Origin of the sequence: Thalassomonas actiniarum (genome assembly GCF_000948975.2) — a bacterium.
GTDB classification, from domain to species: Bacteria; Pseudomonadota; Gammaproteobacteria; order Enterobacterales; family Alteromonadaceae; genus Thalassomonas; species Thalassomonas actiniarum.
Window position 1 is genome coordinate 881251 of record NZ_CP059735.1, and the last position, 22878, is coordinate 904128.

Annotated in this window: 20 protein-coding genes; 9 read left to right on the forward strand and 11 right to left on the reverse strand. The window is 49.0% G+C overall.

Annotation, left to right across the window (positions count from 1 at the left end):
* The first annotated feature begins 64 nt into the window (after positions 1 to 64).
* Entirely contained in the window at positions 65 to 850 is a 786-nt protein-coding gene (locus SG35_RS03835) for a type 1 glutamine amidotransferase domain-containing protein (RefSeq protein ID WP_053042911.1), read from the forward strand.
* Between the two features lie 38 nt (positions 851 to 888).
* On the opposite strand, the gene SG35_RS03840 is transcribed toward SG35_RS03835, so the two are convergent.
* The 4 genes from SG35_RS03840 to SG35_RS03855 form a co-directional block, all read right to left on the reverse strand.
* Positions 889 to 1191 (reverse strand): hypothetical protein, encoded by a 303-nt coding sequence (locus SG35_RS03840; RefSeq protein WP_044831944.1) that lies wholly within the window; start codon positions 1189 to 1191, stop codon positions 889 to 891.
* 44 nt (positions 1192 to 1235) lie between these two features.
* Complete coding sequence (locus tag SG35_RS03845) at positions 1236 to 2186, reverse strand: haloalkane dehalogenase (protein ID WP_053042910.1); 951 nt, start codon at positions 2184 to 2186, stop codon at positions 1236 to 1238.
* Positions 2187 to 2236: 50 nt separating this feature from the next.
* The gene (locus SG35_RS03850) at positions 2237 to 3256 is read right to left on the reverse strand and encodes an NADP-dependent oxidoreductase (RefSeq protein ID WP_044831943.1); all 1020 of its coding nucleotides are present in this window, start codon (positions 3254 to 3256) and stop codon (positions 2237 to 2239) included.
* A 68-nt stretch (positions 3257 to 3324) separates the two neighbouring features.
* The gene (locus SG35_RS03855) at positions 3325 to 3957 is read right to left on the reverse strand and encodes an FMN-dependent NADH-azoreductase (protein WP_044831981.1); all 633 of its coding nucleotides are present in this window, start codon (positions 3955 to 3957) and stop codon (positions 3325 to 3327) included.
* A gap of 168 nt (positions 3958 to 4125) precedes the next feature.
* On the opposite strand from SG35_RS03855, the gene SG35_RS03860 reads away from it, so the two are divergent.
* Positions 4126 to 5013, forward strand: a complete 888-nt coding sequence (locus tag SG35_RS03860) for a LysR family transcriptional regulator (protein WP_044831942.1) — start codon at positions 4126 to 4128, stop codon at positions 5011 to 5013.
* A gap of 81 nt (positions 5014 to 5094) precedes the next feature.
* Here the strand turns inward: SG35_RS03860 and SG35_RS03865 are convergent, their stop codons facing one another.
* The 4 genes from SG35_RS03865 to SG35_RS03880 all read right to left on the reverse strand — a co-directional run bounded on the left by SG35_RS03865 (position 5095) and on the right by SG35_RS03880 (position 15342).
* Complete coding sequence (locus SG35_RS03865; RefSeq protein WP_044831941.1) at positions 5095 to 5559, reverse strand: (2Fe-2S)-binding protein; 465 nt, start codon at positions 5557 to 5559, stop codon at positions 5095 to 5097.
* Positions 5560 to 5562: 3 nt separating this feature from the next.
* Complete coding sequence (locus SG35_RS03870; RefSeq protein ID WP_044831940.1) at positions 5563 to 7761, reverse strand: xanthine dehydrogenase family protein molybdopterin-binding subunit; 2199 nt, start codon at positions 7759 to 7761, stop codon at positions 5563 to 5565.
* A 185-nt stretch (positions 7762 to 7946) separates the two neighbouring features.
* On the reverse strand, positions 7947 to 10358 hold the full coding sequence (gene pbpC / locus SG35_RS03875; RefSeq protein WP_201777769.1) for a penicillin-binding protein 1C: 2412 nt from the start codon (positions 10356 to 10358) through the stop codon (positions 7947 to 7949).
* Positions 10345 to 15342 (reverse strand): alpha-2-macroglobulin family protein, encoded by a 4998-nt coding sequence (locus SG35_RS03880; protein WP_053042908.1) that lies wholly within the window; start codon positions 15340 to 15342, stop codon positions 10345 to 10347. The genes pbpC and SG35_RS03880 overlap by 14 nt, the downstream gene beginning before the upstream one ends.
* A gap of 385 nt (positions 15343 to 15727) precedes the next feature.
* Between SG35_RS03880 and SG35_RS03885 the strand changes: the two genes are divergently transcribed.
* The 6 genes from SG35_RS03885 to SG35_RS03910 all read left to right on the forward strand — a co-directional run bounded on the left by SG35_RS03885 (position 15728) and on the right by SG35_RS03910 (position 20051).
* Positions 15728 to 16102, forward strand: coding sequence for a hypothetical protein (locus tag SG35_RS03885; RefSeq protein ID WP_044831939.1), 375 nt, complete (start codon positions 15728 to 15730; stop codon positions 16100 to 16102).
* 336 nt (positions 16103 to 16438) lie between these two features.
* Complete coding sequence (locus SG35_RS03890; RefSeq protein WP_044831938.1) at positions 16439 to 17458, forward strand: hypothetical protein; 1020 nt, start codon at positions 16439 to 16441, stop codon at positions 17456 to 17458.
* Positions 17459 to 17679: 221 nt separating this feature from the next.
* Positions 17680 to 18594, forward strand: a complete 915-nt coding sequence (locus SG35_RS03895) for an Ssp4 family T6SS effector (protein ID WP_044831937.1) — start codon at positions 17680 to 17682, stop codon at positions 18592 to 18594.
* Positions 18594 to 19094: a hypothetical protein gene (locus SG35_RS03900; protein ID WP_044831936.1), complete on the forward strand. Its 501-nt coding sequence runs from the start codon at positions 18594 to 18596 to the stop codon at positions 19092 to 19094. The genes SG35_RS03895 and SG35_RS03900 overlap by 1 nt, the downstream gene beginning before the upstream one ends.
* Before the next feature lie 76 nt (positions 19095 to 19170).
* Positions 19171 to 19461, forward strand: a complete 291-nt coding sequence (locus SG35_RS03905; RefSeq protein ID WP_044831935.1) for a hypothetical protein — start codon at positions 19171 to 19173, stop codon at positions 19459 to 19461.
* Positions 19458 to 20051 carry a hypothetical protein gene (locus tag SG35_RS03910; protein ID WP_044831934.1) on the forward strand — a complete coding sequence of 198 codons (594 nt, stop codon included), beginning with the start codon at positions 19458 to 19460 and terminating at the stop codon, positions 20049 to 20051. The genes SG35_RS03905 and SG35_RS03910 overlap by 4 nt, the downstream gene beginning before the upstream one ends.
* 41 nt (positions 20052 to 20092) lie before the next feature.
* Here SG35_RS03910 and SG35_RS03915 read toward each other — a convergent pair whose 3' ends face one another.
* Both SG35_RS03915 and SG35_RS03920 read right to left on the reverse strand, forming a co-directional pair.
* A complete protein-coding gene (locus SG35_RS03915) occupies positions 20093 to 20278 on the reverse strand; it encodes a ribbon-helix-helix domain-containing protein (protein WP_044831933.1) in 186 nt (61 codons plus the stop codon).
* Positions 20275 to 20571: a hypothetical protein gene (locus SG35_RS03920; RefSeq protein WP_152646543.1), complete on the reverse strand. Its 297-nt coding sequence runs from the start codon at positions 20569 to 20571 to the stop codon at positions 20275 to 20277. Before SG35_RS03920 ends, SG35_RS03915 begins: the two co-directional genes overlap by 4 nt.
* 704 nt (positions 20572 to 21275) lie before the next feature.
* On the opposite strand from SG35_RS03920, the gene SG35_RS03925 reads away from it, so the two are divergent.
* Positions 21276 to 22178 carry a hypothetical protein gene (locus SG35_RS03925; RefSeq protein WP_044831932.1) on the forward strand — a complete coding sequence of 301 codons (903 nt, stop codon included), beginning with the start codon at positions 21276 to 21278 and terminating at the stop codon, positions 22176 to 22178.
* 189 nt (positions 22179 to 22367) lie between these two features.
* Here SG35_RS03925 and SG35_RS03930 read toward each other — a convergent pair whose 3' ends face one another.
* On the reverse strand, positions 22368 to 22718 hold the full coding sequence (locus SG35_RS03930) for a hypothetical protein (RefSeq protein WP_044831931.1): 351 nt from the start codon (positions 22716 to 22718) through the stop codon (positions 22368 to 22370).
* Between the last annotated feature and the right edge of the window lie 160 nt (positions 22719 to 22878).

The following is a 22878-nucleotide window of genomic DNA, read 5'->3' on the forward strand; positions in this document are numbered from 1 at the left end:
TTATACATCTTTTTCATTACATTCTAGTCATCAAACACAGTAACTTACCTAAATGGAAATAATCATGAATATAAAATCAATTGCTAATCGCCTGGTGCAAGCGCTCTATGTTGTATGTGTTTTTCTGATATGGGGGGCGGGTAACCCTACGATGGCTAAGGAAATAAGTGTCGTTAATTCAGTTGCCGGGCAAGATAAGGATAAAGTGCTTATTATTGTCTCAAGTGATCGCCATGGCTTTTGGCTGCCGGAAGTGTTAGAGCCTTATCAGTTATTAGTACAGGCGGGTTATCAAATAACCATTGCCAGCCCTAAAGGAGGGCAGGGAAAAGCCAGTGGTGAATTCAGGTTGTCGAATGTACAAAGGCAATGGTTTAAGCAATCGAAATTGAAGTTACAGCTCAAGCGTTCAATACCGTTGGCCGAGGTTAATCCGCAGTCTTATGCTGCCGTGTATTTTGCCGGCGGGGCCGGGCCTATGTTTGATTTACCCGACAACGCACTTGCACAGCAGATCACCCGCGATATTTATGAAGCCGGCGGCATTGTTGCTGCCGATTGCCATGGCCCGGCAGCCTTGATTAACATTATGCTGTCAAACGGAAAGCGGTTGATATCAGGGAAAAAAATAACAGCCAAAGCCAACAGCGAGGAAGGGAGCTGGGCGCGGAACAACTATCCTTTTTTGCTGGAAGATAAAATTAAGGAGCTGGGGGGACGCTACCTGGCATCGGGTAAAAACCAGCAGCATGTTGTTGTCGACGGTCGTTTAATTACTGGGCAAAACCCGGCGTCAGCAATTCCTATGGCAGAACGTTTAATTGAGCAGTTGTCCCGACAAGGTTTTTGAGAGGCGCTATTGTTTTAAGGGTATACGGCTGTTTAGTTCTAAAGAGCAGCAGCCGATAGCTTACTGTCGGTGAGCTGCTCAAGAAACGGAAATAAACCGCCTTTTTCTTTCCATTGGCAGGCAAGTGCTTGCAAAAGCTGCAATTGTACTGCTTCGTCTTCGGTTATCCGGTAGTTTTCGATATACCAAGAGAGGGTTTTATCGTTATGGTCTGTGTCGCTGTTAAGTCTTGGAAATTGTTTGGTACGTTTTAAAAAGGCGATGATGGCTTGATCCCATATCGGGCGCTCGGTCAAGATACGGGTTAAGGTGTCATAAAAATGAGTTGGCTTATCCGCCAACCCATTTACCTATATTTGTGCTGTAAGGTGCTGCCAGTATTGGATTAAGTACGGCTTAGCCAGGCGGCAAGTTCCCGGCCGATTTTATCCGGATACTCTTCCTGGACAAAGTGGCCTCCGGCTCCCAGCGGGATGACCTCAAGATTTTTGGCGTTTGCTCTCATGTAATTTACGGTTGTCTCATTTACTAAGACGCCGGGCGTTACATAGAGTAGCAGCTTAGGGATTTCTGTGGTGACCAGCCACTGGTTGTTCTTAAGGCCTGTATTATGGACTTTGGCCGGCTCGCCGTTGATCGGGATTTCCCTGAGCCATTGCAGCACAGGGCGGCGGCTTTCTGCCGTAGGATAATAGCGGTTATACTCTGCCATGATCTGCTCGTTTAAAGGCGCTTTTGCAGTGCTGGTACGCAAGAATTGATCTATCAGTATATTTTGCTTCATGATCATTTCTTCGCCTATGCCCGGGCTGCGCACGTTTTTCAAAAACTCTGCCGAAGGCCCCATGGCGTCAAGCGACGGGATGGGATAAAACGGCGGCAGGGTCGCTTCCATAAAGGCGATGGCAGAGATGCGCTCCGACCGGGTGCGGGCATAATGGAACCCCAGGGCAGAGCCCCAGTCATGTACCACCAATACCGCATCCTTGAGATCCAGTTTATCCAAAAAGGCGTGTAAATAATTTGCCTGCTCCCGGTAGGTGTATTTCAGCTTAGGTTTGGCGCTGTCGCCCATGCCGATCAGATCCGGGGCGATAGCCCGGTAGTCTTTGGCAATATACGGAATAATATTGCGCCACAGGTAAGAAGAGGTAGGATTGCCGTGCAAAAAAACCACCGGCCGTCCTTTGCCTTCATCAATATAGGCCATTTCCTGACCCATAACCTGGGCATATTTTTTTTCAAAAGTTTTGTCAGCCGCCGGTGCGGCATTTACTGACAGGGTTAACAGGGCGGCAGTCGCCAGTAAGCCCTTTAATAGTGCTTTAACGTTCAAGTTGTATTTCCTTTTAGTTGGGTTGTTGTTTGTCGGGGATGCCGCTGCCGTTATTGCAGCTCGGCACACAGGCGCAGCAGCAATTTTCCCCTGACATGTCCGGTTTCGAGTTTTTGATGTGCCTGGACGACTTTGTCCAGCGGGAAGACTTCGGTAGCGGGGACCGTCATCTTGCCTGTACTGACAAGTTCAAGCAGTTGCGCCATTTCCTTACCCAGGTTGGCATCGCTGACAAACGCGAGTATTTTGCTTACCCCACGTTGCTGTGCCCTGGCCATGTCTGCTTCCACATCGCCGTCATCGGTTAAGGTGGCAATGCTGACCAGCTTGCCGCCCGGCTTTAGCAGGGCGAAAGGATCTTCGAGCGAGCCTGCGCTGATGGCATCAAGGAGCAAATCAACTCCCTGCGGCGCCCATCGTCTTAACTCATGGGCAATATCCTGGGTTTTGTAGTCGATTAAACAGTCTGCCCCCAAAGATTTGATGTAATCCAGATTGGCGCTGCTGCAGCTGGTGGCCACTTCTGCGCCGGCCCATTTGGCCAGCTGCACAGCAAAACTGCCTACGCCGCCGGAAGCGCCGTTGATCAATACTTTCACATTTTCGCCCGGCTGAAGGTTGCCCTTATCGCCGGCAAACAAGGCCTGTTTGGCTGTGATGGCGGCAATCGGCAGGGTTGCCGCCGCTTGCAAGCTGACAGTATCGGGGAGACGGGCGACTTTGTTTTTGCTGACCACCAGGTATTCGGCGTAGGCGCCGGGGGCGCCGGTACTAAAGAGATTGCTGGCGCAAGCAACCCGATCACCTTCAGCAAATTCACTGACCTGCTCTCCGGTAGCCACCACGACCCCGGAAGCGTCCAGGCCAAGCACTAACGGCGCGTCTGTGGCGGGCAATTGCGACTTGAGGTATCCTGCGCGCATTTTCCAGTCGGCGGGATTGACCCCGGCATAGGCGACCTTGACTAATACCTCATCGGCTGCCGGCGCCGGTACCGGTATTTGTATTAGTTGGAAAACCCCGGCATCTCCCCATTGTGTAATGGCGGCCGCCTTCATTGATTTATTCATGTTTGCTCCAATAGATAATTTTTTGCATCTTGGCCGGGTATGGTTACCGGCAAGTGAATACTGGCCTTTTACAGCACTGACATTGCCAGCGTTCGCAACTGGTTTTTGGCGACATGTTTTGACTGGGCGGCAACTTCTTCTCCCAGGCCTACCCCCTGTACCGGGATCACCGCAATATCTTCGATACCGATAAAATTCAGCACATGTTTTAAGTAAGGGGTTTGAAAGTCTTTATGTTTCTCCGCTGGCAGTTGAAAGTTACCGCCGGCGCTGCTGATGATCAGCGCCTGTTTCCCTGTTACCAGGCCTTCAGGGCCGTGTTCATGGTATTGAAAAGTCAGTCCCATGCGGCAGATCTGATCGACATAGGCCTTAAGCAGGGTGGTGATGCCGAAGTTATGCATGGGGGAGGCAAAGACGATGATATCTGCCGCCTTGAGTTCTTCGATGTAGGTTAAGGAAGGACTGACGATAACCTTTTGCTGTTCGTTTAGCTGCTCGGCCGGGGTATAAAATGCCTGCAGCGTTTGCGTGTTGTAAACCGGGGCCGGGCTTTTTGCCAGGTCGCGGATGCTGATGTCATAGTTCTCATTTTTTGCCTGCAGCTGCTCAGCCAAAAAATCGGCAATTTCATTGGAAACCGAATGTTCGGCAGCGGGACTGGATTTGATGATCAATACTTTTTTGCTTTGTGTGTTCATGTCGTTACCTTGTTTATGGTTGCTGCTGACGGGCCTGATCTGCAACAGTGCGGTGCTAATCGAAATTTGCTTGTCCGGTGAAGCCTCAGCGCTTGAATCTATTATCAGGCAAAGTTACATTAGTGATAATACGCAAAAAGAGAACTTCACTGTTTCCCAGGAGAAACGATGGACATACAGCTTATCCACTATTTTGTTAAGATTGTGCAGTGCGGAAGCTTCACCAAGGCGGGCGAGTCGCTTAAGATCCCGAAATCAACCCTGAGCAAGGCAGTGGCCAAACTGGAGCGGGAAACCGGCACTAAGCTGTTGATACGTTCTACTCGCAAGCAAACCCTGACTGCGGCCGGACGGGAGTTTTACCAGGCCTGCATGGGGCCAATGCAAACCATAGAAGATGCCCAGAAATCCCTTTACGGACAGGATGATTTGATTGCCGGTACCATTAAAATTACCGTGCCGGAAGACTTTGAGATCTTTTTGCTGTCTTCCTGCATCCAACAGCTTGGCGAGCAATACCCAGAGCTGAAGTTTATTATCAAAAGCACTAATGATGTGGTGGACCTGGTGGGAGAGGGCTTTGATTTTGCCGTGCGCATCGGCCCGCTGGAGGAAAGCAATTTAAAGGTCAGGACCATAGGTTATATCAAGCTGGCCACTGTGGTTGCCAAAGACTACCTGGAGAAAATCACCCTGGAATGTCCGGGAGATTTGGCCAAAGTACGCACTGTCGGCCTGACCTCGGCCAAGTCCTATCAGCTGTGGAATTTAACCAAGGATAACCACAGCGAAGTGATTAAAACGCCGCTGACGATAGAGACCAATCAGATCACCAGTGTTTATAAGCTGACCCTGGCCGGCGCCGGTGTGTCTATTTTACCGACTTTTTTATGTCAAAAGGGTATCGACAGCGGCGAACTGGTCAAGGTACTTGCAGACTGGCACTATATGGATGTGCCGGTATCCCTGATCTCACCCCTATCCACCATCAACTCGGTGCGTCTGAAAGTGGTCAGTGATGAAATCATCAAGGCACTGAGGCAGTCATTGAGTTAAGGGCGGCGGCATGTTTTGTCTTTTCTTTCTTTGAAAATAGCACCCGGGACAAGAGATCACCCTGCTCCCGGGTTAACAGCTTTAACTTACCTCGTATGCCAGATCGGCCGCTTCATGTATCGCTTTGCGGATCCGTACATATGTGCCGCAGCGGCAGATATTGGTCATAACATTATTGATGTCTTCATCCGTCGGTTTGGGGTTCTTTTTGAGCAGGGCCGAGGCCGCCATGATCTGGCCGCTTTGGCAGTAGCCACATTGCGGCACGTCGATTTTTTTCCAGGCGGTTTGTACCGCCTGTTCGACCTTGTCCGACAAACCTTCGATGGTTTTAATTTCTTTGCCTTCAAGCAGGCCTAAGGTAATAGAGCAGGAGCGTATCGCATGGCCGTCCATATGCACGGTACAGGCGCCGCACTGGCCGATGCCGCAGCCAAACTTGGTGCCTTTCAGGTCGATATGATCGCGTAAATACCACAACAGGGGCATATCCAGTTGTTCGCTGACCTTGTGGGTTTTGCCGTTTACGGTAAATGAAATGCTCATCAGTTAAACCTCCATTGAAATCGGTAATTTACGTTGCCGCTTACCGGTGGCGGCAAAAATGGCATTGGCCAGGGCTGCCGCTGCCGGGGCAGTTGGCGGCTCACCGACACCCGTGGGCGGATGATCGTTTTCGATAATGCCCACTTCAAATAGCGCCGGGGTGTCTGCCATGCGGATCCAGGGCTGTTGATGGAAATTGCTGTTAACCACCTGGCCGCCGCTGACTTTGGCGTCATTGAACATGGCGGCATTTAAGCCGTCGATAAAGCCGCCTTCCATCTGGTTGCGGATATGGTTGGGATTTAGCGGCAGGCCGCAATCTATCGAGCCCCAGATGCCGCTGATCTTCATCGGCCCATCACCCCTGCTGTCAACTTCCACCACAAAAGCGGCGTAACTGCCAAAGGTGAAATGGCTGGCGATCCCCAGGCCGACGCCTTGCGGGCGTTTTTGTTGCCATTTGGCGAGATCGGCGGCCTGTTGGTAACATTTCGCCATGCGGCCGCTGTCGATCACGGTCGCGCCATAGCCCCGGTACGGGTATTCTTTTGCCGGGCCCATCAGTGCCAGCCGGTAGGCCAGCGGATCTTGTCCGACGGCATGGGCAACTTCATCTATCATGCTTTCGGTGGCAAAGGCGAACTGGAAGTGCCCGGGACCGCGCCAGGCGCCGGTGGGGGTACCGGCCCTTTGCTGGTAGCTGTCTACCCGGAAATTCTCAATCAGCTGATACGGGAAACATTGTTCCCGCATACTGCCGTCTATCTGCCCCTGGCGGTGATGCCAGGCGATAAGTTCGCCTTGTTTGTCTATCCCGGCTTTGAGGCGGGTAAAGGTGGACTGACCGAAATAATCCTGGGTCATTTCATCTTCCCGGGTCCATACCAGTTTGACCGGACGGGGCGTTTCTTTGGCCAGTAAAGTGGCCTCGATGACAAAGTCGTTGTAATAGCGGCGGCCAAAACCGCCGCCCATGCGGGTGGGGATCACTTCCACATCCAGAGGATCGATACCGGCATATTGCGCCGCCGAGCTGGCGACCCGGTTCGGGAACTGGTGGCCGGTGATGATTTTCGCCTGCTTGCCGCCACCTTTTTTATCTGTGATATGGGCGATGGCGTTAAAGGGTTCCATGCAGGCATGGGCCAATAAGGGTACCTGGTAGCACTGGTCAAAGGTTTGTATCGAGTCGTCAAAGCCCTGTTTGAGATCGCCGGTATTGAGCAGGGTTCTGCCTTCCTCCTCGCCCATGCAGAATTTCTCGAAATCCGCCATCAGGGAATCTGAGCTTTCCTCGCTCCACGGGCCTTGCTGCCACTCAATCTCCAGGGCTTTTCGCCCCTGGATGGCGGCCCAGTAATTTTCCGCCAGGACACCTATGCCAGCGGCAATTTCTTTGATGCCGTCTTCGCCGATCACCTTGTCGATTTTTACGGTTTTGATCACCCCGGGCAGGGCCAGGGCTTTTTTATCGTTATAAGATTTGATCTCGCCGTGAAAATAAGGGCAGCGTTCGATCACGGCATAAACCATATCCGGCATTTTCATATCCAGACCAAATAACGGTTGGCCGGTGACGATTTCATCGATATCCACTGTGGTAATATCCTGTCCGAAAATGGTGTACTGCGATCTGTCTTTAAACGTCAGCTTCTTATCCGGCAGCTCCAGGGTACTGGCTGTGGCTGCCAGTTTGCCGTAGGGAAGCTTTTGTCCGGTACTTTTGCGGTAAACAAAACTTTTTCCCGTACTCAGTTCTGATTCGGAGCAACGCCATGCTTTTGCCGCCGCCGAGATCAGCAGCTGCCTGGCGCTTGCCCCCGCTTCGCGTAGTATCTGCCAGTTGCGGCGCACCGCATGGCTGCCGCCGGTGTTCATATCGGCATACCTGTAGCCAATGCCGTTTTCGGTTTTTTTCAGGTAGGTTTTAGCGGCGATGCAGGACACCAGCGACCAGTCGGCATCGAGTTCTTCGGCGATCATCATGGCGCCTGTGGTTTTCATGTGCTGGCCCTGCTCCTGCACCGGGGATTCGATCACTATGGAATTGTCCGGTTTGATGTGCAGATAAACCGACCAGTTATCTTGTGCCCGATCGGGAGCCTTTTTAATTCTTTGGCCTAGTGACGGCATACTGATGGTCATCAGCATGGCACCGGCACTGGCCGAGAGACTTAAAAATTGACGACGAGAAATATCCATAGGTAACCCCCTTTGTTTTTTATTAGTCTAAGGGGCCGGGAGGCAAATAGCTTGACGCTTCATCGCGTTAAAAATGGCACTCGTCGAAAAAATAACCGTGTGTTAGCAAGCTAGGCTTAGCTGCCAATGTTGGCTGAAATGTTGTTGAGTTTTGTTTTATTTATTATTTATCAGTTGATTATGTTTTACATTACGGAAATGGTCACCATATCGGTGTTACCTTGCTGATCCTGTACCAAAATTTGCTGTTCACCCGGGGCGGATAACACATGTTCTATGCCTTGCCCTGGTTTTGTTTGATAACCGGGTTTGCCGTTGATATACCAGTGTTTTATACCGGTTCCGCCTATGCTTTTTAGCCAGATACTCGGCGCCTGGCCGTTTTTTCCCGCTTTGCGGTAAACACTGTTCGGCGTAATACCTGTGATTTTTAAGCTGGCCCCGGCAGGCGGGGTAGCATTTTGGCAGCCGGGATCAAGCGGAGGAATAACTGCTTCCCGGCGGCGGTTTTGCTGGAGCCAGGGTTCAAGCATTTTCGGCCACAGTGCCACTTGCTTGCTTTGTTTGTTTTTTGCCGGGCAATCCATGGCTACCCGCAAGTTATTTTTTGGGTTGAACCAATAGGTAAACAGGCTGCCCTGCCAGGTATCGCTGTCGGCGATATGCCAGGTGGGAGGCACGAGATCGTCGAGGATCCAGGCCAGGTGTTTTTGCTGGCAAAACTGTGAAGCCTGTTCGGTTTCCCGGGTGCCCAGCGGCCAGCAGATGTTTTCCCGGGAGAGCTTGTCCGGCTGGCCGATGCCTTGCCCCGGGAAGGCGGGTTTTAATACCTGGTCGGCCACCGAGAATAACAGCGGACCTGCGGTTACCCGGCCGTAATGTCCCGGCATGGCGGTGCCGTCGGGGCGTCCGAGCCAGACGCCGAAAGTATAATCCCGGGTGACGGCTATGGCCCAGGAGTCGCGAAAGCCGTAGCTGGTGCCGGTTTTCCAGGCGATTTTACTCTCGTTTACTCTTGAGACGGTTTTGGCCAGGCTGCCGGGGCGGCTGATGCCGGATAAGATATCCTGTACCACCCAGGCGCTTTGCGGCGACAGCAGGCGACGCTCGGTTTTCGGTTTGGATAACTGGGATTGTAAAAACTTGAGCTGCGAGGTTTTGCCTTTATTGGCAAAGGCGCTATAGGCTTGTACCAGCTGTTCCAGCGAAGTGCCTGCGCCCCCTAAGATCACCGCCAAATTGGGGCTGTCGCCGGGGATGCTTAAGGATAAACCGGCATTTTCCAGCCGGGCGCTAAAGCGCTTGACACCGAAACGTTCAAACAAATCTACCGCAGGCATATTCAATGAGCGCTGCAGGGCCTGTGTGGCAGAGACCGGGCCGTGAAACGCGCCGCTAAAGTTTTCCGGGCGGTAGTTGCCCCAGTTCCTGGGCACATCTGCCAGCAGCGAATGGGAATGGATCAGGCCTTCGTCCATGGCCAGGCCGTAAAGGAAAGGTTTTAAGGTGGACCCCGGTGAGCGTATCGCCTGTACCATATCTACATAACCGTAGCGGCTGGTATTGGCAAAATCTGCACTGCCGATATAGGCCTTCACCGCCGAGGTGTGGTTGTCGACCACTAAAATGGCCCCCGAACTTTTTCTCGGTAATTTTTCTATGTAGGCGCTGAGGGTATCCTGCAGGCTTTGCTGCAGGTCCCGGTTGATGGTGCTTTTAACCACCCCCTGGCCGTTGGAATGGCTCAATAACCGGCGCGAAAGCAGCGGCGCCAGTTGCTCCGGGCGAAAGTTAAAGCTGTAAACCTGCTCAAGCTTGGCCTCGTCTACTAAGGTTTGCGGCCAGGTGCCGAAATCTGCCAGGCGCTGCAATACCTTATCCCGTGCTTTTTGTGCCGCCTGGTGATGCAGATCGGGACGATAGCGGGTGGGGGCTTGGGGCAATACTGCCAGCAGGGCGGCTTCACCGTGGCTGAGATCTTTGGCCGGTTTGTTTAAATAGGTGTAGCTGGCGGCGGCAACGCCTTCTATGGTGCCGCCGAATGGGGCGGTATTGAGGTACAGCTCCAGGATTGCTTTTTTGTCTAAATGCCACTCTAGTTGCAGGGTGCGCAGGACCTGTTTTATTTTTCCCCAGAGGTTTCTGCTATGGGGATGTAAGATGCGCGCCACTTGCATCGACAGGGTAGAGCCGCCGGAGACCACCCGGCTTTCACTGATATTCTGCCCGGCGGCCCTGAGCAGGGACAAGGGGTTGATGCCAGGGTGATGCCAGAACCAGCGGTCTTCGTAGTTTATCAGGGCGTCGATATATAGCGGCGAAACTTCTTCCAGCGTTACCGGATAACGCCAGATGCCGTTTTCATCGGCAAAGGTGCGCAGCGGGCGGTTATTTTCATCCACCACCACGCGGGCAAACAGCTTGTTATTTTGCGGCAGGTTTAGCGGGTATACACTATCGAGTAAGGCAAGCACAGCTAACGCCACGGCAAATAAAAGCACAAAGGGATGTGCCTTTATTTTGCCCGGCAGTTTAGCGCTCAGCTTCTCAGTGAGCCCGGCCAGCTTTTTCTTCAGGGGCGTATCAGCGCTGGACAACGGCGATCTCTTTGATGGTATGACCGACAGCGCGAATTTGTGGGCGGTACATGTCTTCTGCCAGCGGCGGCGGCACCTGGTACACGCCGGGAGTTACCGCGCGGGCCAGATAAAACAGGTGTACCGGCCTGGATTTATGCAGCTCAACTGCTGCTACATACCTGTCGTCCCTGAACTCCTGGTGTTTGACCGGGTTGCGCTCCTGCCATTGTTTAATGGTTTTGCCGTCCACTTTGATTTCATCCAGTTTCAGGGCATGTTCCAGGTTCTGGTTTTCCAGTTCAAAGCCTGCGGGTAATAAGTCCACCACCAGCACGTCCGGGCTGCGCTGCTGGGCGCTGAGTTGCAGGTGTACTAACACTAAGTCGCCGACCTTTACTTGCTGAGATGAGCTTTGCTCAGGTGAGATTTCCTGGCCCTGAATATTGAGCCATTGCCTTTGCACCCTTAAGCCGTTGGAGCTGGCTTTCGGGGCCTGTTTGCCGTAACCGCTGATATTGATACTGGCCAGTAGCGGTTGGTGATGGCCGGAGCTGACGGAAATGCCCTGCTTAAGCTCGGTTGCGGTTAGCGGGCTTTGGTACACGGCGCTTTGCGATAACTTGGTTTCCGCCTGGCCGATCAGCACCTGGGCTGTCCAGCTGGCGCCGTCAACGGCTGTTAATGCCATGCCCGCCAGGAACAGGGCATTGCGCTCCTGGGTGCTCAGGTACTGGCGGTCGTTGACCTGCTCCGCCAAAGTAAAGCTCAGGGCAATGGCCTGTTCCCGGTCGATATCATGTTTGAGCAGCAGGTGGATCATCAGTGCCAGATCCCTGAGCTGGCTGCCGTAATCGGCCAGGTATTTGCGTCTTTGTTTCGGCAGGTTGTTCAGGGCTTTGGCCACCAGGGCTTTACTGCCTTTATGATCGCCCATTTGTTTCATGGCGATGGCCAGCTGCAATTGCGGCAAACCGCTTTTGGCATTTTTGCTGTGGTTTTTCGCCAGGGTGCGCAGGGTGCCGAGCGGTGCCTGGTTGACCCTGGACAGTACATAGGCGGCATAGGCTTTGTAGGCGATATAATAATGTCCGCTGTCGTCGCTCCAGGGCTCATCGTAAAAATGACTGCTGCGCGCCAGGTAACGCTGCAGCCTTTTTAAGGTGCGGCTGAGCATTTCTTCCGGCACGCTAAAGCCCATGTCCCTGGCGTTAAGCAGGAAGTCGCCGACATAGGCGGTGAGCCAGTATTCTTCGTTGGCATTGTTGTTCCACAGGCCATAACCGCCATTGGATAACTGCAGGCTTGCCAGGCGTTCTATGCCTTTGTTGACCATGGCCAGGCGCTTGTCTTCGCTAATGGCTTTGAGGCCGAATGCGGCCTGCTGCGCGGGCGTGGCAAAAATCAGCGGAGATACGCGGCTGCTGGTTTGCTCCAGACAGCCGTAGGGGTATTGCAGCAGCAGCTCCAGCTGGTTTTGCAGGTTGATATCGGCTTTGGCGGATACAGACATGGCAGCTTGTACTGTGCTGCCCAGCAGATCGTCTATGGCGGTTTTTTTCTGGGTCAGACTTTGCCCCTGGTGCAGAATTTTCTGTACCCGCCGTATGGTAGCCGGGTAAGGTGGGCGCAGGCCCAGCGACCACTGCCGCGAGATATCTTCTTCCAATGCCATGCCGGAAAGGATCAGGGCAAACTTGGCCTGGCCGCGGATGTCTGTCGCCTGCACCTGATAGCTTAAGGTGGTTTTCTCGCCGTCTTTTAACAGGATTGCCTGTGTGTGTTTGTTGTCTGCCGTGGTTTTGCCGGTGAAAACAGCAGGTCCCGACGCTGTTAACGCCACCGACAGCTTCTGCAGCTCGCCGCTGAGGTTGGTGATATCCAGCGCTAAGGTTGTTTTATCCCCTTTGGCGAGAAAACGCGGCATGGCAAACTGGGTGACGACCGGCGCGGCTATGGTGACTTCCTGCTCGGCGTGGCCGAACTCAGTGTCGGAAAATGCCAGCGCCATTAAGCGCAGGCGGCCGTTAAAGTCGGGAATGTCCAGGGAAATATCCGCTTTGCCTTGATCGTTAAAGGGCACCAGGCCGCTAAAGAGAGAGACGATTTGCACGTCAGACGGCGGCTGCTGTCCGCCGCGGGTAAGGTCCGCGTCGCCGCCAAAGCGCAGGCGGGCTTTGTCTGCCTGGCTCAGCTCGATGATCTTGTTATAGACATCGCGCGAGTCCACCGAGTAACGGCGCTGGCCGAAAAAGGCGTCGAACGGATCCGGGGTGTCAAAATCACTGATGCTTAATACCCCGACATCCACGGCGGCCAGGGTGACAAAGACCTGGTTGTCTTTTGCGGCTGCGCTGTTGCCGTTTGTCTGGTCAAGCTTAACGGTCACCGTCAGCGGCTTGTTGGGCAGGGCCTTGTCGGCAACCTCAAAGCTCAGGGGCAGTTTTCTGTGTTTACGCTCTAGCGGCAGGTGCACCAGGCCGAAGCTGCGCTTGGGGGTCAGGGACTTTTCCATATTGCCCGGTTGCAGCACCAGGGTGCTGATATAGAGGTTATGCTGCTGCCAGTCGCTTGCTACCGGGATTTCTACCGTGCTGCCTTCTGCCGGGATCGTCAGGCGTTTTAACCACAAGGGGTTGTCGCCTTCCACCATGACAATGGCCTCACCGGCCTCGGGAGGAATGATATTGACCTTAATCGTATCCCCGGGGAGGTAGGTCGCTTTGTCTAGTGCCATGGTGACTTTGTCGGGGCGGGCGGCGCCGCTGCCGCTCTGGCTTTCCTGCCAGTCTTGGTACCAGTTCCAGCCGGCGTAAAATTGCGTGCTGGTGATAAGCCTGGCGGCGGGATCCCTGACTTCCAGGCGGTAGTTGCCCCAGGCCACGGGAAAGCTGACCTGGCCGCTGCTGCCGGTTTTAATGTCTAACGACTTGCTTAATTCGACATATTCGTTGTCGTTCCACTCGTAATGCCAGCCTTCACTCTGTGAATAAACCCAGAAATAGCGGCGGTCTTCGCGGATAAGTTTAATGTCGAGGTTTTTTGCAGCATGTTTACTGCCGTCGAGGGAGGCTTTGACAATTTCAAAGCTGACCGTGGAGTTGGCCTCAGGGTTGTTATCGCCAAAGCTGGTACGGATGCCAAGCAGCTGTTCGCTCGGCCATACCAGGCCGGAATAGGTGCGAGATACCGGTCTGCCGCCGGACTCAAACAGGCTGCTGATGAACTTCACCCTTAACGGGCTGTTAAGGGCAGGCCAGTTGACCGGATAAGTGAGCTGCCCCAGGCCCTTGTCGTCTAACTGGATATCTTTAAGCTTGAACCTGGTGTTGAACTGGCTCTGGCGGATATCGCCGAACTCAAATTCCGGCAGGCTTGTCACAGGTTTGCGCCACAATGAAGTGCTGATCTCGGTAGACAATCGGTTGCCGGAGGCCGGTGCGCCGAATAAATATTCCCCCTGAAGCGGCAGGGTAAATTTCCCTTTTTTGCTTGTTATCAGTCTTTCACTCGGGGCCTTGGGGTTAAAGGTGAGTTTTAGCCGCTCGGGTAAAAACTCTTCCACCTTAAAGTCAAAACGGAAGGTTTCACTGCCGACATTTTTCACTTCCAGCTGCCATAAACCCAGCTGGGCATTGGCGGGAATCTGCCAGGGATAATGGTAGTAATTCTCCCTGTTACCCTGCCATTTAAAAGTTTTTATTTTGTTGCCGTCGGGAGAGATGATGGCGGCAGATAAAACGCTGTTTGGCGTTAACCGGCCGTCTTGATCCCTAAGCAGGGCATTAAAGTTTATCTGCTCGCCGGGGCGGTAGAGATCTCTTGGTGCATAGATAAACAGCTCCTGGGGCTTGGCCGGGCGCTGGCCAAGGTCGAAGTCGGATAAATCCAGCGCCGGTTTGTTCACTTCGATTAGGGAAAAATGCTGCTGGTTCTGCGCCAGGATCAACGAGGCCTTGTTGAGGCTACCGGCAAAAGAAGCCTGGCCGTCGGGGGAGGTGAGATTTTGCTGTAATATCTCCCCTTTGCGGTTGACCAGACTGACTTCAACCTTGGGCAGGGCTTTGCCTGTGGTTAACGAGGAGGCATACACGTCTAACTGGTTGTCGTAAAAGCGGGCATGCAAGCCGATATCGGTCACGGAAAACCACATCACCTGATGTTTTTCATAACCGCCAGCTTTGGCCATCACTGCCAGATACATGCCCGGCGCGGCCAGTTCACTGATGCCTTCAATATCTATGCTACGTTTCACCCGGGTATTTTTCGGCACGTCTAACTGGTAGCGGCCGCTATAAACCAAATCTCCCAGGCGGCTCAGGCGCTCGACGCCCCAGTAATAATTGTGATCGGCAATTTCCCGTAAAAACCTCTGCCGCTCTTTTTCCTGCACCCGGAAGAAATTGATGTCTACCTGATCAACATTCACGCTCACCACCGGCAGGCCGTTGCCCAGCCCCTGGGTGAGGAAAGCGCCTGTGGTATCAAAATTGATGCTTGGCTCCAGGCGGCTGGTTTTGACGCTGATATTTTTGGTTTTTCCCAGTGTCTGGCCGTTGACGGCGGTTAACCCCTGGTAAATGGTGACATCGTAAGAGGTTTGCGGTTCAACATAAGGAAACCAGACGGTTTTGCCTGAGGCCGATACCACCCAGGCGCCGTCGCTGGCCCCTTGTTTTTGGCTGCTGATATTAAAATAATCCTGATGATCTTCGGCGGGATCTAAGGGCACGGACAAGGTAACGGCAATGGCATTTTTGCCGTCTTTATTACGCTCTGAAACATCTAATATTTTAAGCTCGGTATTTTGATAATCCCGAAGCACCTGTTCGCGGTTAAAGGCCGGTTCACTCGGCTCTTTTGCCGTTAAACCTTGGCTTACCTTTGTCTCCGGCCTTTGCTCCTGCCCGGTATCCGACGCTTTTTCTTCACTGCAACCGGCAAGGCCACAGCCAACAAACACCAATGCCCAGGCCAGCATCAGGGTTACTAAATTGTTTTTCATCAAGTTTTCCTATGGTTTAAATACCGCGTCAATTTGCCAATTATATTTATCAAGTTAGCGTTTTTACAGGTTTTGTTTGAAGTGGCGTTGTTTTCACCGGCATTAAAGAGGATAAAGGGGAATTGTGGCTAAATTCATTGGGAATTGTGATGAATTCTGGCAAAAGGAAAGAGAGGCTTACTTTTATTAGTTCTGTGATTTTTATAGCTCTCGCGTAACTAACAAAAGAACTTTGCTAATGGGTAAAAAGTAACTAACAAGTTGATGTAATAAGGAGTTATAGTGGCTTTACATTTGATAATATGTTGTGAAGGCGACAAAATGGCGTGCTTAAGTACGACATTTTGTCGCTAAATAAAGGCTGTTATAAGTAAAAGGATGCACTGTGGAAAAAGTCACTACTTTAGAATTAGAAAAAGATTTACCTAAAAGTATTGAACAATTAAATGTTCGTATGAAGCATATTGAAACAATTGCTGAAACTGTGGAAATGATTGCTGAAAAAGGCTTTACTACAGCAGAAAAATATTTTGATAACAAAGCAGAACAAGAAAAGTTGGATGCTGAATTAAATGATGAACAGCATAAACGGTCAGTGTTCGTTTTATTCGGAGTTATCTTTCTTGTTTTTGTACTTGTAATGACAGCAATGATATTAAAACAATTTGACTTGGTTAAAATCATTCTTGGCTCTACATTAGCAGTAGGTGGTGGAGCAGGCATTACAACATTGTTTAAAAAAACGACGCCTCATAAGTGATTTGCATATAACAAAGGTAAAATTAAGAAGCTGTGAACCGTGAGGAGCAGGTCTTCTTTCTTGCATTGATTATCAGCAAGCAAGGCATATTTTGAAGTTGAGTTTTCTTCTAAGTAAGATCTGTAAGAGATTTAAACTGACTCGGTGCTCCCCTCGAACTAGTGGGGGAGATTTATTCAGAGTGCCAGTCTGGGACACCCATAAATTAGCGCTCTATTAGACATTGAGTAAAACAAATATTTAGAGGCCTGGTCTTGTTTCTTGCATACAGAAATTCTACGTGCGCAACCCAAGACTTGGTCCTGCTTTGATTTAAAAGGATGATTAGGAAAGAACATGGATTTCTTCTCAGATTTATTCAGTAAGAAAAATAAAAAACAAATAAAATCTTTAATTGAAAAGTTGACTCCATATTTATATCAGGAGTGGCGCGAAATTGAGCCTAAGATAAAAGTGTTACTGAGAATAGCCCGTCCAAGTGCTGAAAAAAAACTAAAAGCTTTGAAGGTTGAAGTTAATAACGCAACAAAAGAAGTTGATCAGGATTTAAAAGATTCAGTAAATAGTTTTATTGTATTTATTGAAGAAGCATTTGGTTGTGTTGGTTTTGTATTAGATAAAGTAGTTAATTCAAACAGTAAAGTACGTGATTTCATTCAAGGTGTTTCTAAGTCAGCAACAAGTTTTGAGAATGCTATTAATGATGAAATTAATAGCATTAAGTCTGAAAAAAGTATCCTATTTGATAAATTGTGCAAGTTTGAAAACTTATTAGAAAAAATTGATGCTAGTCCTGCCAATTATGATCCTGAAGTGATGAGCTACTCTAAAAGTGAACATTTTAGAGCTGAAATAATTAACAATTGTACTAAGTCCAACTTTAGTGAAGAACGGCTATCTCGTATAGAAGAGATATTAGATTTACATTGTTTAGGATTTTATGGTGGGAGTGTTGCGCTTTTATACTCACAAATTGAAGGGGTAATAACAGATACTTTGATTAAAACAGGGCATGCAAAAATAACACGAAATAATAAATTGACTCATATTGCCAGTAAGCAGGCTTTTCCTGGTTTAAGTAAAAAGATGCAGTATACAGGTGATAATTTGGACTGTTTTGAAGAGATATTCAATAAGTTGACAGAAGTGAAGTTTTTAGATGGCAAGAAAGCCCGGTCAATTTCACAATCAAGAAATATTATCCTACACGGCAATTTTGTTAAGTTACCTGATAAGCTTCATTCACTCTGTTTGCTATTAACTTTGTATGTGATTATTTTGAAAATAAGATTAATGCCTGATAACAAACTAATTGAGTCACAAACTGAAGATAAAGTAATAAAGATAACAAGGTGATTCTTTAGATGCAGCGGTTTGATCGGAGAGGAACAGTGAGTTCCAGGTCTTGTTTCTTGCGTGCACAAACTGCTGGGGCGCAGTTCAAGATCTTATCCTGCGCTGATTGCTTCCTAATTTTTCTAATGTTTGCTTGAGAAGATCAAAGCAGGCTTGCTTAAAAGCAAAGAGCTATTACACTGGTTTGCAATAGGAATGTTTTGCTCACAAAGGATGTGATTATGGCTCCGTTCGACCACATGGGTTTTAATGAAACTCAGCTTCTGAATAAGCTTTCGTTTTCGCTTGATCAACAAAAACTCTTTAAACAGATAGATAATATTCCAGAATTACATGGTGCTGCGGTGCTTTATGTAGATAAAGACTTTACCATGGTCGAATTAAGGCCGTTTACACCAATATGCCGGATAACTCCAGTGAAAGTGGTATTACGGGAACCTCCCAATGATTTAAATCAAGCACAATTTGCTGCCCATTTAAAAGGTGGTCAGGCCGATACTCGGGAATCCCGATTAGTGGGGGAAGTTTCCGGGGCTGCACTTAGTTGCAGTGCTGCTTTCTTGGGCTGGATAGTTGTTTTAGGCAGTGGGGCTGCAATTCCGTTAACCGGAGGGGCAAGTGGGGCGGTTACTTATTTGGCTGTAGCGGCAAGTGCTGCCAGCACCATTCAATGTGGTAACGGCCTTTACAGGGCATGGAATGAAGTTAAAGATACTGAAAAAAATGACTTTTTAGACTCTCAGGAATGGTATCAACATACTACTTTTGCGCTCGATCTTATCTCTCTGGGTGGTGCCATTGCTGCCGGAGCTGCAACCCTTAAAGCCGTCAAGTTATTGCAGGCAAATAGTGGCAAAACGGCAGAAGCCATTTTAAAGGGGTTAACCCGGGCTGAAAAGAAAAGGCTTACTCAGGATATAGTGCGTTTAAATCACCCCGGTATTTCTAATAAGTTGCTGAAAGGTTTAGTAAGAAGTGGTCACTTTCCTAAACGCTATACCGGCATTCAGATCAACCATGCTCTAAGGTTGCAATTAAAAGATGCTATCGGGGCCTCTATGAGTTTTGCTGGGAGTGCCTTGTCGGGCACGGTTAATTCTCTTGCTGTAGGTATACATGAGGAACTATCTGAATAATGTCAAATAAAGTTAAGACGTTAAAAAATAAGAAAGATGATAATGTTGTTGGTTTATTGCCTCCGATGAAGTTAATGGGACGGTTTTTATTAGTCACTATGCTGCTTACACTAGGTTCGGCTGCTTCAAGCATCATAGTTTTTGATCAATATCTTAATGTTTCACCTGAATTGATGTTTGCTCTGTTAAGTGTTATTTCAGTGCTTTTTTGTGTTGTTAATTTTCGTGTTAGCAGAGGTTCCTTTTTCTGTGCGAAAATCCTCCAATATTACACCCTCTTGCTGGCAACAGTATGTTTACCAGCCTTTGTTCTCGTAGATAATCCTGATTATATTTTCTACTTTATCAATATTTTTATGATGCTTTTTACTTTTCATTTAATAACGGGAAAAGCTTATGGGGAATTCGTGAAATATCAGTATGAGCATTTTGCAGATATTAAAGAAGCAAGGGAAGAAATAGAAAAGATTATTAATGGGAAAGAGCCAAAAAAGCGATAAAAATGTTACTCAAGGAACTCATGGGATGACTCTTGTTTCTTCACTTTTTGCTGTTTAAAGTCATTCTAAGAAATAAATGCTAATCATAAAATTTAAAAGCAGCTGTTGGTTACTTGTTGCTTTGATGCTTGTAGCATGTGCACCACAAGAGGGGGGAGAAGCAATTCAAAGCAGGCTTACAGCAGAGCACGGTGTCATTATCAGGTCTGGTGATCCCGACACTTTTTATATCGAGCCTTATGGAGAAAAAGAGGCTAAATTACCCGTAGGTAAAATGTTTGCCGCAAACCCTTCTGCATTGCCTGAGTCATTAAGGGGTATTGAAGATGCATTAAGCCGCTATCCAAAGGCTTTGTTGCTTCTTTGATAAAGGCGATATTTATTTCCGGAGAACTCTGGTTTGATGGCAAACCGGCTGGCGGGACTTATCATCATTCATGGATTATTGTTGCTTCAACAATCAACAAAAATAAAGAGTCAAATTACGAGGCGGCCTTATATGGTGTTCATCATGAGCTAAGTTCGTTTGTACTGAACAAACAACCAATAACGGGTATGGCCTGGGGGGAGTTAATGCCGCAAGGTTGGAGTGCTACTACCAGTTATGCCAAAGCACTTGGGGTTAATTGGTCGGATGAACCTGATTATATCAACGGCTTTTTATCAAAGTATGCCGAAACCTCTGTCGAGAATGACTTTAACACCTACGCTGAATTTGTTTTTTCCAATCCCACTGAGTTAGTGAAACTTGCCAACAGCTATCCTTTGGTTGCCAAAAAATTACGGCTATTTATTGATGCTTATAGCCGGATATCACCGGCGATGACGGCTTTTTTTGAACAAACATCACTTACTGCGGCAGCCGCTGCGCCTGAGCGGTTTTCAAAAGTCGATTCGGTGCAAATAATGACTATCCCTAAACCTACTGTGATTTATCAAGAAGATAAATCACAGTAGCATCTGTTTACGATAAAACAACCAAGCAAGACAGGCATAAATTAGTGTTCGTCTGTTTCGTGCTGTTTGTCATCTTGGGATTTTAAACGTTTACGGGTTTCGAGTGCTTCGGTGATAAGTCTCCGGGCAATCCAGGCAACACTTCTTTCATCCGCCTGGGCTAAAGTACGGAGCGCATCACCTGTCTCTGTATCTACCCTTACGGTTATTATGTCTATCTTTTTCATGCTGGTAGTTTATGTACGTTTTTGGCAAAGGCCGCTAGCTCTTCTTTGAGCCAGAGGCTGCTGCGGTTAAAGCCATAAACAGTGATGCCATTCATGTCACCATTCCTCAAGAATACTGCGGCAGCGCCTAAATAGCCTTGCCGGGAGGAGCTACAAGCGTGGCGGCGGGGGTGAACTGCATTGCCAGTGGTAGAAGGTTGTTGGCCGTGGGGTTTAAGGTGCTCTTTTATAAAAAGATTTGTTGAAAAAACTTTAGTCGGGTTTAACTCTGGCATATCATTATGTTTAGCCATTGTGGATACTTCACGTATCTATCTTGGTTAGCTATCTCTGGGTGTGCCTGCACTCAGGGGTAGCGCTTGTTGTTAATTCATTAGCAAATTGCTGCTCTTGAAATACCTCCTTTGGTAATCATTTCACCACCCATTTATATAGTAGAAAAAGTGGGATAAATCGACAGAAAAAGAAGCCTTTTTTAGATAAAAATCCGCTATTTTTTATATTTGAGATGCCTAAAAATTATCGATTGAAACTTATTTTAACACTATGAAATTTAAGTGTTAATTCTTCTGGTAAGAAATGCGGATTGTTGTCTTGATGGTGCCTGTTCGGGCAGGAATGAAGGCCGGTTACTAATTGACTCTTCATTAGCTTTTCTTAAGGCTTGGCAAGCCATTGGTTTAGGTGCAATATCGGCTGCCTTTTATTGTTCTTCATTCAGGAAAAATTCAGATTTTGCTCAGATAAGATTCAGGCTGGCTTGGTTTAATAAAGGTGACAAAAGTGATTTCGGGCCAAGGGGTATCAGGGAGAGTTAACTGGTATCAAAGCAACCCGGCTTTTGTCGGTTATTCGCCTGTTATCTTGTCATATTACCCCTATGAAGGGGGAGTCGCGAGGCAGGATAACGTTATTGTTAATGGTGGTTGCCTCTGGTTATGCCTGTATAGCTAAGGAAAATTAGAGTGCAGCGAACCCGTTTAAAGGTGTTAAGACAATGAAAGCTTTGAAAAAATCACTTATATATAGTGCCTGTTGCGCCGCGTTTTTTTCTTCGGCAGCAATTTACGCCGATGATGACGATGAAGAGGATCTTCCGTTATCGGAAGCCCAGCTGTTTTTTGAACTCAATGATACCGACGGCGATCTGGGTATCCACGGAAAGGCCGACGGCGATGCCTGGAAGCGTTTGAGAATTGAGAGCCCCAACGACAGGGTCTTGCTGGATATCAAGGTCAAAAGCCGGCTGAAAAAACAGGGGCTGACGGAGTTGTTCTTTGAGTCGGCAGAGCCAACCTTCGACGAGCTGGATCCGGATAAGTTCTTCAGGCGTTTCCCGGAAGGGGAATACGAGATTGAAGCCATCACCCTCGATGGCGAGGAGCTTGAAGGCGAAGTGATGCTCTCCCATGTGATCCCCGCCGCTCCCGACGGCTTAATGCTGAGCTATGCGGTTGACTGCGACGATGACGAGGAAGCCGATGACGAAGGCGAGTGCGAGGAAAGCGAAGAGGTGCCGCCTGCCGAATTTGAACGGGATGATGAAGGCAATAGTGAGCTTGTCTGTATGGAGCTGGAAGGTGTTAGTGAGCCTGAGGTGACGTTAAGCTGGGAGCCGGTCACTATGTCCCATAAAGAGAAAGGCACTACGGCGCCCCATGGCCATTACTTAGGTAAGGCCGGGGAGGTTAACGTCCACCATTATGAAGTGGTGATTGAAACCGAAACCGAAGACGAATTAGAGGTGGTTTCCAGCACTTTGTTGCCGCCGGATATAACCAGCTTTGAATTTCCCGAAGAGATCATGGAGCTGAGTGATGAGTTTAAGTTTGAAATTTTGATCAGGGATGTAAACGGCAACCAGTCTGCCACCGAAGCCTGCTTTGAGATAGATGACTGAAGCTTCTGTGTTTTAAGCTATTGAGCCGCAAGAGCGTATCAGAGTGCTTTTGCGGCTTAGCCTTGTTCTTCGGCCGGTGTGTTAAGCATTACGTGAAGGGGGAATTTTTCCGCTGTTAACCTAAATGAAAAGTAGAACTCGGGCTGCCATCAGAGGCGGGCGAGATTATTGCCCGGGGAAGTGGCGGTGTTAATCGTCGATATCAATTTCACTATAAAGAAATTTGTGGTTTAAGCTGATGGCGGCTTCATAGATTTTCCCCTTATATTTGAAATCGACCTCATAGACCTTTTGGTTTTCAAAGATTTCATAGTCAATCTCCAGGATTTTTACCCGGGAAAAGCCGTGCCGACGCAGGATCTTTTTGACTTTTCGTTCGCTGATATGGATCTTTTCCGGGATGTCGCCGTGAATGACTGGCGGCTTTGCTTCTTCACTAAGGTCTTTAGCGGTCTCCTGGCCAAACAAAGGGCCAGACAAGGGGGCAGACAATAAACAAGCCAGCATCAGGAAAAGCGGATAAATGACTCTGGTGGGCATGGCTGATCTCCTGCTGTATTTTTCCCGTTTTGTTAGCTTAAAACAACCAGCTTAAGATTGGCTAAATTTTCCGGTTAAATTTTTATTTCCCTGAGTCCGGCGCTATTTTCTTTTCTTCAGCAAACCTTCAGCTTCGGGTATTAGTCTAGAATTATCCATG